This is a genomic window from Pseudoalteromonas sp. MelDa3 (assembly GCF_002863625.1).
GTDB lineage: Bacteria > Pseudomonadota > Gammaproteobacteria > Enterobacterales > Alteromonadaceae > Pseudoalteromonas > Pseudoalteromonas arctica.
Genome location: NZ_PJBR01000035.1, coordinates 21,493 through 34,708, shown reverse-complemented (window position 1 = coordinate 34,708; position 13,216 = coordinate 21,493). Strand labels below are relative to the sequence as shown.

Annotated in this window: 12 protein-coding genes; 9 read left to right on the top strand and 3 right to left on the bottom strand. The window is 42.9% G+C overall.

The window, feature by feature from the left end; all coding sequences use genetic code 11:
* The 3 genes from CXF89_RS09215 to CXF89_RS09205 form a co-directional block, all read right to left on the bottom strand.
* Nucleotides 1–215, bottom strand: a 215-nt coding sequence (locus CXF89_RS09215; protein ID WP_145990811.1) for an acyl-CoA dehydrogenase family protein, incomplete at its 3' end; no start/stop codon positions are given.
* A 174-nt stretch (nucleotides 216–389) separates the two neighbouring features.
* Entirely contained in the window at nucleotides 390–1,880 is a 1,491-nt protein-coding gene (locus CXF89_RS09210; RefSeq protein ID WP_121954428.1) for a CoA-acylating methylmalonate-semialdehyde dehydrogenase, read from the bottom strand.
* 129 nt (nucleotides 1,881–2,009) lie between these two features.
* The gene (locus tag CXF89_RS09205; RefSeq protein ID WP_007580239.1) at nucleotides 2,010–3,191 is read right to left on the bottom strand and encodes a thiolase family protein; all 1,182 of its coding nucleotides are present in this window, start codon (nucleotides 3,189–3,191) and stop codon (nucleotides 2,010–2,012) included.
* Between the two features lie 330 nt (nucleotides 3,192–3,521).
* On the opposite strand from CXF89_RS09205, the gene CXF89_RS09200 reads away from it, so the two are divergent.
* The 9 genes from CXF89_RS09200 to CXF89_RS09160 all read left to right on the top strand — a co-directional run bounded on the left by CXF89_RS09200 (nucleotide 3,522) and on the right by CXF89_RS09160 (nucleotide 13,136).
* Nucleotides 3,522–3,956, top strand: a complete 435-nt coding sequence (locus CXF89_RS09200) for a MerR family transcriptional regulator (protein ID WP_007580242.1) — start codon at nucleotides 3,522–3,524, stop codon at nucleotides 3,954–3,956.
* 46 nt (nucleotides 3,957–4,002) lie between these two features.
* Nucleotides 4,003–5,178, top strand: a complete 1,176-nt coding sequence (locus CXF89_RS09195; protein ID WP_121954427.1) for an isovaleryl-CoA dehydrogenase — start codon at nucleotides 4,003–4,005, stop codon at nucleotides 5,176–5,178.
* Nucleotides 5,179–5,188: 10 nt separating this feature from the next.
* Nucleotides 5,189–6,796: a carboxyl transferase domain-containing protein gene (locus tag CXF89_RS09190; protein WP_121954426.1), complete on the top strand. Its 1,608-nt coding sequence runs from the start codon at nucleotides 5,189–5,191 to the stop codon at nucleotides 6,794–6,796.
* A 12-nt stretch (nucleotides 6,797–6,808) separates the two neighbouring features.
* Entirely contained in the window at nucleotides 6,809–7,579 is a 771-nt protein-coding gene (locus CXF89_RS09185) for an enoyl-CoA hydratase/isomerase family protein (protein WP_121954425.1), read from the top strand.
* A gap of 8 nt (nucleotides 7,580–7,587) precedes the next feature.
* On the top strand, nucleotides 7,588–9,591 hold the full coding sequence (locus CXF89_RS09180) for an acetyl/propionyl/methylcrotonyl-CoA carboxylase subunit alpha (protein WP_121954424.1): 2,004 nt from the start codon (nucleotides 7,588–7,590) through the stop codon (nucleotides 9,589–9,591).
* Nucleotides 9,591–10,487: a hydroxymethylglutaryl-CoA lyase gene (locus CXF89_RS09175; RefSeq protein ID WP_121954423.1), complete on the top strand. Its 897-nt coding sequence runs from the start codon at nucleotides 9,591–9,593 to the stop codon at nucleotides 10,485–10,487. Before CXF89_RS09180 ends, CXF89_RS09175 begins: the two co-directional genes overlap by 1 nt.
* Before the next feature lie 63 nt (nucleotides 10,488–10,550).
* Complete coding sequence (locus CXF89_RS09170) at nucleotides 10,551–11,249, top strand: CoA transferase subunit A (RefSeq protein ID WP_121954422.1); 699 nt, start codon at nucleotides 10,551–10,553, stop codon at nucleotides 11,247–11,249.
* 14 nt (nucleotides 11,250–11,263) lie between these two features.
* Nucleotides 11,264–11,920, top strand: coding sequence for a CoA transferase subunit B (locus CXF89_RS09165; protein WP_007580251.1), 657 nt, complete (start codon nucleotides 11,264–11,266; stop codon nucleotides 11,918–11,920).
* A 334-nt stretch (nucleotides 11,921–12,254) separates the two neighbouring features.
* Nucleotides 12,255–13,136 carry a LysR family transcriptional regulator gene (locus tag CXF89_RS09160; RefSeq protein ID WP_024590165.1) on the top strand — a complete coding sequence of 294 codons (882 nt, stop codon included), beginning with the start codon at nucleotides 12,255–12,257 and terminating at the stop codon, nucleotides 13,134–13,136.
* The last annotated feature ends 80 nt before the right edge of the window (nucleotides 13,137–13,216 follow it).

The following is a 13,216-nucleotide window of genomic DNA, read 5'->3' as shown; positions in this document are numbered from 1 at the left end:
ATAATGCTCGAATCTAAACGAGATAAGCCAAGGCCGCCTGCTTCCTCTGGCGTGTATAAACCACAAAAACCAAGTTCGCCCGCTGCTTTAATTGTGTCTTTAGGAAAAATATGCTCGCGATCCCATTTTGCCGCATAGGGTGCAAGTTCCGACTCGGCAAATTGTCGTGCAGTTTGCGCAAAGGCTTGTTGATCTTCTGATAAGTTAAAGTCCATGGTAGAGACCTCTTTAGTTGTGTGTTTGTTGTTGTGTGTTTGTTGCGTGTCGCTTTCCCATTAAAGGGATAGTTAGTGACGAGCGGCGAAGGCTTATGTGTGTATTGTGTGTGAAGTAGCCTTCGCGCCCATCTTTTTTATTATTAGTTATTCAGTTATTCGTTTTAATCATGATTACTTTAAGTTAATGCTCATGTTTGGACCCGACGCAATGTCGTCTTCAAACCAACGTGAGGTAATCGTTTTAGTTTCTGTGTAAAAACGAATACCTTGTTTACCATACGTGTGTGTATCGCCGTAAAACGAGCCTTTCCAACCGGTGAACGAAAAGAACGGAAGTGGCACCGGAATTGGCACATTAATACCTACTTGCCCTACTTCAATTTCGTGTTGAAATTTACGAGCTACTGCGCCACTTGACGTAAATAATGAGGTGCCATTACCGTAAGGGCTGTCGTTAATAAGTGCGATTGCTTCATCAAGCGTATCTACAAACATACACGCTAGCACGGGGCCAAATATTTCTTCTTTGTATAAATCCATCTCTTTGGTTACATCGGTAAATAATGTTGGACCAACCCAGTTACCTTGCTCATACCCTTCAACTGTAAAGTCAGAACCATCAATTAAACAGGTAGCGCCTTGCTCTTTACCACCAGCAATAAGCGATAAAATACGCGATTTTGCTGCTTTTGATGTTTGTGGTCCGTATGCCGCGTTTGCATCATCCCACACGCCTGGGCGTACATTTTCAAAGCCTGCTTTAATTTCATCTACCCACTGACTTGCTTGACCTACAAATACAGCAACCGAAATCCCCATACAACGCTGACCAGCAGCACCTACCGATGCGCCTACTAGGTTGTTTACGACATGCGATTTACTTGCATCTGGCATAATAACCATGTGGTTTTTAGCGCCAACACACGCTTGCACGCGTTTAAGATTTTGTGTGCCTTTAGAATAAATATAAGCACCTACACCACACGAGCCAACAAACGAAATAGCGCGCACTGCTTTATCTTCTAGTAAGCGGTCTACTTGTGGTTTTGTACCGTGAACAACTTGTAATACGCCTTTTGGTGCGCCGGCTTCAATAAATAGCTCTGCTAAGCGCATTGGTGTAAGTGGATCTTGTTCAGACGGTTTTAAAATAAAGGTGTTACCACACACAATAGCCAGCGGGAACATCCAAAGTGGGATCATTGCAGGGAAGTTAAACGGGGTAACGCCGGCACACACGCCAAGTGGCTGCATGTAAGAATACGTATCGATTTTGCGCGCTACGTTTTCCATTGTTTCACCCATCATTAATGATGGTGCGTTAGCGGCTTGTTCTACTACTTCAATACCACGCCAAACATCGCCTTTTGCATCTTCAAACGTTTTACCCAATTCGTGGCAAATAATGGTAGCAAGCTCATCGTGATGTTCTTTTAATAGCGCTGCGTACTTCATCATAATGCGAGCACGTTCAGTAATGGGTACGTCTTTCCATGTTTTAAACGTCTCTGAGGCTGAGGCAATTGCCGCGTCCATTTCTGACTCGGTGGTACATGGCACTTGTGCAAGTACTTCTTGAGTTGCTGGGTTTATAACATCGATAAGCTCTTTTGACGCTGATTGAATAAATTCGCCATTAATAAGTAGTGGTACTTGGTGCATGATTAAATCCTAGTGTGTGAGTTGTGTGTTCTCTTTTAAAATTGGTAGCGCCGCTTTGTTAGTATTATGAGTGCAGCGCCTTTATAGTTATTCGTTAAAGTATTCGCCTAGCTATTCATGTAACCCTAATTAGTAAGCTTCTACGGCCATAGCAACCGCTTCACCGCCACCAATACATAAAGACGCAATGCCTTTTTTAAGGCCTCGGTTTTTAAGTGCATGAATAAGCGTTACTAAAATACGCGCGCCGCTTGCACCAATTGGATGACCCAATGCACATGCACCGCCGTTAACGTTTACTTTGCTTTCATCAAGTTTTAACTCGTTAATAGCCAGCATGGTTACCATGGCAAATGCTTCGTTAATTTCCCAAAGGTCAACGTCGTTTACAGCCCAGCCTGCTTTTTCAAGCACGCTGCTTATTGCACCTACTGGCGCTACTGTAAATTCACTTGGTTTTTGAGAGTGAGTACTGTGCGCTACAATTTTACAAAGCGGTGTTAAGCCTTGCTCTTTTGCTTTTGATTCGCTCATTAATATAAGCGCTGCGCCACCGTCTGAAATTGACGATGAATTAGCGGCTGTAATGGTGCCGTCTTTTTTAAAGGCTGCACGCAGACTTGGAATTTTTTCTGGGCGGGCGTTACCTGGTTGCTCGTCAATCGAAACTGTTACATCGCCTTTGCGTGTTTGCATCGTATGCGGGGCAACTTCGTTATCAAAACTGCCATTTTGTATTGCTGCTTTAGCTTTACTTAATGAGCCTAATGCAAACGCATCCATTTGCTCACGACCAATGCCGTACTCGTCGGCGGTGTCTTGTGCAAAACAACCCATTGCTTTGTTATCGTAAGCATCTTCAAGGCCGTCGCTCATCATGTGATCTTTTATTTCGCCGTGACCCATTCGCATACCGCCACGTGCTTTTGGAATAAAGTACGGTGCGTTTGTCATGCTTTCCATGCCACCGGCAATGGCAGATTGGATAGAGCCTGCTTTAATTAAATCGTTTGCAAGCATGGCGGCTTTTAAACCAGAGCCACATACTTTGTTAATTGTTGTAGCACCGGTGCTAAGTGCCAGGCCTGCTTTTAACATTGCTTGGCGTGCGGGCGCTTGCCCAAGCCCTGCTGGTAATACACAGCCCATAATTACTTCATCTATAGCGTTATTAGCTAAACCAGTTTGTGCAAGTGCACTGGCAATAGCGGTAGCGCCAAGCTCGGTAGACTGCGCATCACTTAACGCTCCCATAAAACCACCCATTGGGGTGCGTTTTGCTGCTACAATTACCACTGATTCTAAAGTCATAACTAACTCCGTTGTAATTTAATGCAAATAATTGTTAGTATATTTGCTCTATTAATTTAGTATTCATTTATTATTTAATACCTACACACAATACTAACGTTTACGCCAACGTCAACTAAAAACAGCTTAATTTTTAGTTTTATAAGTGTAAGCATTATTTTCCAGCTGTTAGGCCACACTGAGGAAATAAAATTAACCTACTGAAAATTAATAAAATAAGTCAACTTTTCGCGCCAACACTCCTTTATAAATAGTTTCAAAACACACCAAGCTTTACCTTTACGTAAACTTCACTTATATTGGGGTTATTCGAATGAGGTAAATACAATTATGAAACCAGATAATCAAACAAACTTTGCAAGCTCAGCCAAAATGCCGGCCAGTAATGAACAAACATTCAGCATTAGCGAACTCGCTAAAGAATTTGACATTACAACCCGCTCTATTCGCTTTTACGAAGACCAAGGGTTAATAACCCCAGAGCGTAATGGTCAAACACGTATTTATTCAAAACGCGACAAAGTGCGTTTAAAACTAATATTACGTGGTAAACGATTGGGCTTTACGCTTGCTGAAACAGGCCGTTTGTTTGAACTGTACGACGCTGATAAGTCGAGTGCTAAGCAGCTGGTTACCATGCTTGATTTAATAGCCGATAAAAAGTCTGACTTATCTCAACAAATGGACGACATTAAAGTTGTTCTTATGGAGTTGGTGACTGCCGAGCGCCGCTGCAGAGACACACTGAACAAAATAGACGAGTAGCCTATTTTAAGAATAACAACACACTGACGACACACAGGAATGAATCATGAGCACTATTTCACTATATAAAGAAATGAACTTTGGCCTTGGCGAAACCGCCGATATGATCCGCGACCACGTAAACAGTTTTGCGAGTCAGGAAATTGCCCCTCTTGCTGAAAAAACTGACTTAGATAACGCTTTTCCAAATCAACTTTGGGCTCAAATGGGCGAAATGGGCGTACTGGGTATGACCGTATCTGAAGAACTTGGCGGCGCTGGGTTAGGTTACTTAGAACATGTTATTGCTATGGAAGAAATTAGCCGTGCCAGTGCCTCTATAGGTTTAAGCTATGGAGCACATTCAAACCTGTGTGTTAATCAAATTAACCGTAACGGTACACAAGCTCAAAAAGAAAAATACTTACCAAAGCTTATTAGTGGCGAACACATTGGTGCCCTTGCAATGAGCGAGCCTAATGCGGGCTCTGACGTTGTATCGATGAAACTTAAAGCCGAAAAAAAAGGCAATAAGTACATTTTAAACGGCAACAAAATGTGGATCACCAATGGTCCTGACGCACACACGTTAGTAATTTATGCTAAAACAGATTTAAACGCCGGCGCTAAAGGCATTACCGCGTTTATTGTTGAGAGCAACTTCCCTGGTTTTTCAACGGCGCAAAAGCTCGACAAACTGGGCATGCGCGGCTCAAACACCTGTGAACTAGTATTTGAAAACTGTGAAGTACCTGCTGAGAACATTTTAGGTAACTTAAACGAAGGCGTTAAAGTACTCATGAGTGGCCTTGATTACGAACGTGTAGTACTTGCAGCTGGCCCGCTTGGCATAATGCAAGCGTGTATGGACATAGTAGTACCGTACATTCATGAGCGTAAACAGTTTGACACCCCTATTGGTCAATTTCAGTTAATTCAGGGCAAAGTAGCCGACATGTATACACAAATGAATGCTGCCCGTTCATATGTGTATACGGTAGCTCGCTCTTGTGACCGTGGCGAAACAACCCGTAAAGATGCTGCCGGTGCCATTTTATATGCAGCAGAGCTTGCGACTAAAATGGCGCTTGATGCGATTCAAATTTTAGGTGGCAATGGCTACATAAACGAATACGCCACAGGCCGCCTGCTTCGTGATGCCAAACTATACGAAATTGGTGCAGGTACATCAGAAATACGCCGCATGCTTATTGGCCGCGAACTTTTCACTGAAAGCCGTTAAGGATTAAACCATGACGATTTTAAAATCGAGCGTTAATCCTCACGATCCAACGTTTGTGCAAAACCATAAAAATATGTCGGCGCTGGTGGATGATTTACGCAGTAAAGTAGCCACTATTAGCCAAGGCGGAGGCGCTGCGTTAAAAGAGCGCCACGAAGGCCGTGGTAAATTATTTGTACGCGACCGTATAAGTACGTTAATTGACGAAGGCTCACCTTTTTTAGAAATTTCGCAATTTGCGGCATTTGGTGTGTACGAACAAGCTATACCGTGCGCAGGTGTTGTAGCCGGCATTGGCCGTGTTAAAGGCATTGAATGCATGATTATTGCAAACGATGCCACGGTTAAAGGCGGTACTTACTTTCCGCTAACTGTTAAAAAGCATTTACGTGCACAAGACATTGCAGAGCGTTGCCACTTACCGTGTATTTATTTGGTCGATTCGGGCGGTGCAAATCTGCCAGAGCAAGATGATGTATTTCCGGATAAGCTGCATTTTGGTCGTATTTTTTACAATCAAGCCCGTATGTCGGGTAAAGGTATTCCACAAATTGCCGTGGTAATGGGGTTATGTACCGCTGGTGGTGCGTACGTACCTGCAATGGCCGATGAAAGCATTATTGTAAAAGAGCAAGGCACTATATTTTTAGCAGGTCCGCCCCTTGTAAAAGCAGCAACAGGCGAAGAAGTAACCGCCGAAGAACTAGGCGGCGCCGATGTGCACTGTAAAATTTCGGGTGTTGCCGATCACTACGCTGAAAACGATGCTCATGCGCTGTCTATTGCGCGCCAATGTATTGAGCGCATTAATTACACACGCCCTACAGCCCCTCTTCTAGAGGATGTAAAGCCACCACGTTACGACATTAACGAGCTTTACGGCATTGTGGGCACCGACCTTAAAAAGCCATTTGATGTACGCGAAGTAATAGCGCGCACTGTAGATGACTCATCATTTGATGAATTTAAACGCTACTTTGGTGAAACGTTAGTCACAGGTTTTGCCAGCATTTATGGCAACCCCGTTGGCATAGTGGCTAATAACGGTATTTTATTTAGTGAGTCGGCGCAAAAAGGCGCGCACTTTATTCAGCTGTGTGCTCAGCGCAATATTCCTTTAGTGTTTTTACAAAATATTACCGGCTTTATGGTGGGTAAAAAATACGAAGCCGAAGGCATTGCAAAGCACGGCGCTAAAATGGTGATGGCGGTTTCGTGTGCTGATGTGCCTAAATTTACAGTACTTATTGGCGGCTCTTACGGCGCAGGTAACTACGGAATGTGTGGCCGTGCATTTGAACCAACCATGATGTGGATGTGGCCTAATGCCCGTATTTCGGTTATGGGCGGCGAGCAAGCAGCGGGTGTAATGGCGCAAGTTAAACAAGATGGTTTAGCACGCAAAGGCCAAAGCATGAGCGAGCAAGAAATTAGTGACTTTAAAAAGCCAATTATTGATCAGTACGAAGAGCAAGGTCATCCGTATTACGCAAGCGCACGCTTGTGGGACGACGGCATTATAGACCCTGCCGATACGCGTAATGTATTAGGGCTTGCGTTAACGGCTGCGAATAACGCACCAAAACGTGATTCGAAATTTGGCGTATTTAGAATGTAACCGGAGCGCAAAATGTCAGTAACACTACAAATAACAAAATCTAATGTGGCTGTACTTGTGTTAAGCCGCCCAGAAAAAAGAAACGCATTTAACAGTGAAGTAATACACGAGCTGATTCAGTGTATTGAACATGCAAATACGCTTGATATTCGCGCTTTGGTTTTAAAAACAGAGGGTAAACACTTTTCAGCTGGCGCCGATTTAGCCTGGATGAAGTCGATGGCTGATAACAACTACGCCGATAACCTAGCTGATTCAATGCAATTAGCTAAATTAATGCAGGTATTAGCAAGCTCGCCACACCCTACAATTTGTGCTGTGCAAGGTGCTGCTTTTGGTGGTGCTCTGGGCTTAATAGCCTGTTGCGACATAGCCCTAAGTAAAGACGATGCACAATTTTGTTTAAGCGAAGTAAAGCTGGGTCTTATTCCGGCGGTTATTAGTCCATACGTCATTAAAGCTATCGGTGAGCGCGCTGCTCGCAGGTACTTTTTAACGGCTGAAGTGTTTGATGCACATACTGCTAAGCAACTTGGTTTAATCCATCAAGTAACCGGTAATTTAGACTGTGCGCTCGATAATATGCTGCAAACACTGATTGATAACGGACCTATTGCAGTAAAAGCCGCAAAAGCATTAATTAACGATGTAGCAAATAAAGAAATTACCGATGAACTCATTGAGCTTACTGCTGAGCGTATTGCAAAAATTCGCGTATCTGAAGAAGGTCAAGAAGGGCTAAGTGCCTTTTTTGATAAACGCCCACCACAATGGCAACTGTAGGATTAATTATGAACACACAACGATTACAAAAAATACTGATTGCCAATCGTGGAGAAATTGCGTGCCGTGTAATGCGCAGTGCAAAACAAATGGGCTTAACCACGGTCGCGGTTTATTCTGATGCAGACAAACATGCCGGGCACGTAAAAATGGCTGACGAGGCTTACCATATTGGCGCTGCGCCAAGTAAAGATTCGTATTTAGTAGCAGACAAAATTTTGCAAGTTGCCAAAGATTGCGGCGCTGATTGTATTCACCCGGGCTATGGTTTTTTATCTGAGAACAGCGAATTTGCTAAAGCCTGCGAAGCTAACAACATTGCTTTTGTAGGGCCACCAGCAAGTAGCATTGAAGCAATGGGGTCTAAAACTCGCGCTAAAGAAATAATGGCAGCTGCTAACGTGCCGTTAGTACCTGGTTATTACGGTGATAAACAAGATCCTGCTTTTTTACAAAGTGAAGCTGAAAAAATTGGCTACCCTGTACTAATTAAAGCCGCCTTTGGTGGCGGTGGTAAAGGTATGCGCGTTGTACAAAACGCCAAACAATTTGTGAGTGCACTTGAGGGCGCGCAACGTGAAGCAATTGCCGGTTTTGGTAACGATTTAGTATTGCTTGAGCGCTACGTAAACCAACCTCGCCATGTTGAAGTGCAAGTATTTGCAGATAACTACGGTAACTGTGTTTATTTAGGCGATCGTGATTGTTCTTTGCAACGTCGTCATCAAAAAGTAATTGAAGAAGCCCCTGCTCCGGGTTTATCTGACGAACTACGCAAAGAAATGGGCGAAGCGGCTGTACGTTGTGCACTGGCTATAAATTATAGAGGCGCAGGTACGGTTGAGTTTTTACTGTGTGGCGATGAATTTTTCTTTATGGAAATGAATACGCGCCTTCAAGTAGAACACCCAGTGACCGAAATGGTAACCGGTGTAGATTTAGTCAATTGGCAAATTAATATTGCGGGTGGGCAAACACTGCCACTGACACAAAGTGATATTCAATTGCAGGGCCATAGCTTTGAAGCGCGTATATACGCAGAAGATCCAGCCAACGACTTTATTCCGTGTTCGGGCACTATTGAAGCACTACATACCCCCCTTAACAGCGAATTTGTACGCATTGATACAGGCATTGCACAAGGCGACGAAATCAGCCCGTTTTACGATCCGATGATTGCAAAACTTATTGTGCACGACGACAATCGCGAACAAGCCTTGAGCCGTTTACAACACGCCCTTGAGCAATTTCATTTAGCGGGTTTTAGCACTAACATTGGCTTTTTACATAACTTAGTAAGCCACCCTACGTTTAAACAAGGTGCGCCAAGTACACACTTTATTGCAGAGCAAGGCGACTCGTTAGTTGCGGTTGATAAATCGTTATTACAAGCAAGCCAACTTATTGGTGCTTTTGCATATTTAGAATCGTTAACTAACACCCAAAATGCGCCAAACAGTGCAAGCCCTTGGCAACAACTAAGCGGTTTTACACTCAATGCTCCGCAAGCAATTAAAATCCCTTTTGCCGATTTACAGCTAAGCGCTATAAAAACCACAGCGGGCTATAGTATTACGCATAACGAGCACGTTTTTAATCTACAAGGCACATTAAATAATAATCTGTGTAGTGTATTTATTAACGGCAAAAAACATAGCGCGCACGTAACTACGGTAGGTAATAATACTGTTGGCAATAGTGTGACAGTGATGAATAAAGCACTGCAAACTAAGTTTGAGCTAGTTGATAAACATTACATTAGTTCGCACGAAAGTGAAGCACTGCCACTTGCCGCGCCGCTTAATGGCACGGTAGTAAAGCATTTAATCGACATTGGTAGCACAATCACCAAAGGCGATGCGGTTGTTATTATCGAAGCCATGAAAATGGAATACACGCTTAACGCACCACACGACGGCATTTTAAAAAGCTACTGTTTTGGTGAAGGCGAATTAGTAACGCATGGCGCTCTGCTTGCGATAGTAGAAGATACAACTGAGGAAGGTGCATAATGAGTGCCTTTCCAAGTAAAGTACGTATTGTTGAAGTTGGCGCGCGAGACGGCCTACAAAACGAAAAAACAGTAAGCACAGCCGATAAAGTAGCGCTTATTAACGCCCTAAGCGCTGCAGGTTTAAAAAATATTGAAGCTGGCGCGTTTGTCTCCCCTAAATGGGTGCCACAAATGGCAGACTCAGCTGATGTAATATCAGCGCTAGATTTACCTGACGTAAATTTAAGTGCCCTTACACCTAACTTAAAAGGTGCACAAGCAGCGCATGCTGTTGGCATTAAAGAGTTTGCTATATTTACCGCTGCGAGTGAGTCGTTTTGTCAAAAAAACATAAATTGCTCAATAGATGAAAGTATTGAACGTTTTAGCGAAGTAATGGCGTTTGCTAAAGCGAATAATATTCGCGTACGTGGTTATGTAAGCTGTGTGCTAGGTTGCCCCTATGAGGGTGAGATTGACCCACAAGCAGTACTTAGTGTATCGCAAAAGCTGTTAGATTTAGGATGTTACGAAGTAAGTCTTGGCGATACCATTGGTGTTGGCACCGCTAAAAAAGTAACGCAATTAATCGAGTTACTTTTAACGCACATTGATAAAACCAAGCTGGCCGTGCATTTTCATGATACTTACGGTCAAGCGCTTACAAATATTTACGCAGCCTTAAGCCTAGGTATAGCAACGGTTGACGCGGCAGTTGCAGGCCTTGGTGGCTGTCCTTATGCTAAGGGTGCGTCAGGAAATGTTGCCACCGAAGATGTAGTTTACTTGCTGCAAGGGCTTGGCATTGAACACGGAATTGATTTACAAAGGTTAAGTGACGCTGGCTGGGAGATAACCAAAGCACTTGGTAAGCAACCTGTGAGCAAAGTATCTGTGGCACTACACACTAAATAGCTATCTTATAAAATGATGATTCAAGATAGTTAACAATAAATAGCACACAATGAGGAGAGACTCATGGCCGGTTTTGATAAGGTAGTATATAGCTACGAAGCTGCAATGGAAGGATTAAAAGACGGCGATACCATTATTGCCGGTGGTTTTGGTTTATGTGGTATTCCTGAGGGCTTAATTAAACAAATTAAGCACATGCAAACAAAAAACTTAACTGTAGTATCTAATAACTGTGGTGTTGATGACTTTGGTTTAGGTATTTTATTACAAGACAAACAAATTAAAAAAGTAATTGCCTCGTACGTTGGCGAAAACGCCCTATTCGAGCAGCAGTTATTGAGTGGCGAAATTGATGTAGAGCTTACACCTCAAGGTACACTTGCTGAAAAAATGCGTGCTGGTGGCGCGGGTATACCTGCGTTTTACACGGCAACCGGTTACGGTACTCCTGTGGCTGAGGGTAAAGATGTAAAAGAGTTTAATGGTCGCCCGTATATTTTAGAAGAATCTATAACGGGTGAATTTGCCATAGTAAAAGCATGGAAAGCCGATCGTTACGGTAATTTAGTGTTTAGACACACGGCAATGAACTTTAATCCAATGGCGGCAACGGCTGGCAAAATTACCGTTGCCGAAGTAGAAGAGATTGTAGAGCCGGGTGAGCTTGAGCCAAGCCAAATTCATACCCCAGGTATTTTTGTAAATCGCGTTATTAAAGGCAGCTTTGAAAAACGCATTGAACGTGTAACAACACGAGATTAAGCAGGAGCATAATTATGGCATTATCACGTGAACAAGTTGCAATGCGCGTTGCACAAGAACTTCAAGACGGTTACTACGTAAATTTGGGCATAGGAATTCCGACACTCGTCGCAAACTATGTACCGGATGATATTGAAGTTATGTTACAGTCCGAAAATGGCCTTTTAGGCATGGGCCCGTACCCTACTAAAGCAGAGCTAGATGCCGATATGATTAACGCGGGTAAAGAAACCGTGACAGCAGCTAAAGGTGCAGCCATATTTAATAGTGCAGATAGTTTTGCCATGATACGGGGTGGTCATGTAGACTTGACTGTTCTGGGTGCATTTGAAGTTGACCAGAACGGCAACATCGCATCGTGGATGATCCCTAAAAAGCTGATTAAAGGCATGGGTGGCGCGATGGATTTAGTCGCTGGCGCGAAAAATATTATTGTTACTATGACCCATGCAAGTAAGCATGGTGACTCTAAACTATTAGAAGCCTGCTCTTTACCGCTTACTGGCGTTAATTGCGTTAAAAAAATAGTAACAGACTTAGCCGTACTAGAAGTTAAAGACGGCGCATTTCATTTATTAGAACGCGCTCCGGGCGTAACTGTTGATGAAATCATTAGTAAAACAGCAGGTAAATTACTTGTTGACGGTGAAGTACCAGAAATGGTTTTTTAGGCTTTAGCTTAAAAATAACGCTTTACCCTGTACCGACCTCATTCCCAGTGCCAATGGCGCTGAGTTACCCAAAATCCCTCTCACGAGGGATTTTTTTTATCTTTTGCCATTATTTTTACCGTCATTCATACATCTGTAGTAAATTTTATCTATAATACAAATATAAATTAAATGTAAGCGCTTAGATTCTTTGCACTATTTTGTGGATAGTCTGCACCCTTTTTGTGAACTAGCGTTAAATTTATTTTTAACCTACTGATATTTATATATTAAATAGTTGGTTCAAATTTTGCCTAAGTAAGGCGTCTCAATAAATTAAATAATTCTGGAAAACATGCAAACTCCTATTCGTGGCCTTCGCTCTTTTTGCTTTGCCGCAAGAAGCCTAAGTTTTAAGCATGCAGCTAATGAGCTGTACTTAACGCCGTCTGCGGTAAGCCATCAAATAAAACAACTTGAAGAACAACTTGGTATTGAACTTTTTCAACGTAAAACGCGTTCAATTAGCTTAACCACAGCGGGTAAAAACTTTTTTGATGCTGTGTCTCCTATCATCACAATGTTAGAGGGCACCATTAACGAGTTTAGTCAGATGCAGCAAAATACAAATTTGACAATTACGTTGCCTGAGTTTTTTGCCAGCGAGCTACTCATGCCTAAATTAAGTGAGTGGACGTCAGAGCACCCTAATATAAACCTGCAAATGGACACGCTTAAAACACGCAAAGAGTTAACGCGTCATAGCGATTTATCTATTGTATTGTCCTCAGGTAAACCTACTGAAGGATTAGCAACAGAGTTGTTTAACCTTGAATATATTCCTGCATGTAATAAAAAATTGCTCGATCAATGGAGGGACGATCATCGTCAAGCGCTTAACCAAGTTCCGCTGATCCTCCACAAAGCTCGCCCTTGGGCATGGCACCAGTGGGCCGAAAAAGCGGGTATTGATGACTTTTCTCCTTCGCAGATTATTCAAATAGATAGCATGTTTGGTGTAGCGCGTGCAGCGCAGCAAGGCATGGGTATTGCGCTTATTCCACTGCCTATTAGTCAAAGCTGGTTAGATGAGCAATGGCTGTACAAATTATTCGAGCAGCCTTTAACAACTAAAGATAAATACTATTTAGTGCAGCACGAATCAAGCACGCCTAATCACCCGCTTGATTTATTTGCGAAGTGGGTTGTAAATACGTTTAGAAAAATCCAAGAATAATCCCCTATTAGACGAGTTCATTAATAGAACCCACTCTGTGTTTTATTACTGAACTCGTCTAATACCAACCTGCATAAATC

What these genes read in the sequence shown, in the direction of transcription:
- CXF89_RS09210 (WP_121954428.1), bottom strand. Translation starts at nt 1,880, where the DNA reads ATGCACCAAGTACCACTACTTATTAATGGCGAATTTATTCAATCAGCG.
- CXF89_RS09205 (WP_007580239.1), bottom strand. Translation starts at nt 3,191, where the DNA reads ATGACTTTAGAATCAGTGGTAATTGTAGCAGCAAAACGCACCCCAATG.
- CXF89_RS09200 (WP_007580242.1), top strand. Translation starts at nt 3,522, where the DNA reads ATGAAACCAGATAATCAAACAAACTTTGCAAGCTCAGCCAAAATGCCG.
- CXF89_RS09195 (WP_121954427.1), top strand. Translation starts at nt 4,003, where the DNA reads ATGAGCACTATTTCACTATATAAAGAAATGAACTTTGGCCTTGGCGAA.
- CXF89_RS09190 (WP_121954426.1), top strand. Translation starts at nt 5,189, where the DNA reads ATGACGATTTTAAAATCGAGCGTTAATCCTCACGATCCAACGTTTGTG.
- CXF89_RS09185 (WP_121954425.1), top strand. Translation starts at nt 6,809, where the DNA reads ATGTCAGTAACACTACAAATAACAAAATCTAATGTGGCTGTACTTGTG.
- CXF89_RS09180 (WP_121954424.1), top strand. Translation starts at nt 7,588, where the DNA reads ATGAACACACAACGATTACAAAAAATACTGATTGCCAATCGTGGAGAA.
- CXF89_RS09175 (WP_121954423.1), top strand. Translation starts at nt 9,591, where the DNA reads ATGAGTGCCTTTCCAAGTAAAGTACGTATTGTTGAAGTTGGCGCGCGA.
- CXF89_RS09170 (WP_121954422.1), top strand. Translation starts at nt 10,551, where the DNA reads ATGGCCGGTTTTGATAAGGTAGTATATAGCTACGAAGCTGCAATGGAA.
- CXF89_RS09165 (WP_007580251.1), top strand. Translation starts at nt 11,264, where the DNA reads ATGGCATTATCACGTGAACAAGTTGCAATGCGCGTTGCACAAGAACTT.
- CXF89_RS09160 (WP_024590165.1), top strand. Translation starts at nt 12,255, where the DNA reads ATGCAAACTCCTATTCGTGGCCTTCGCTCTTTTTGCTTTGCCGCAAGA.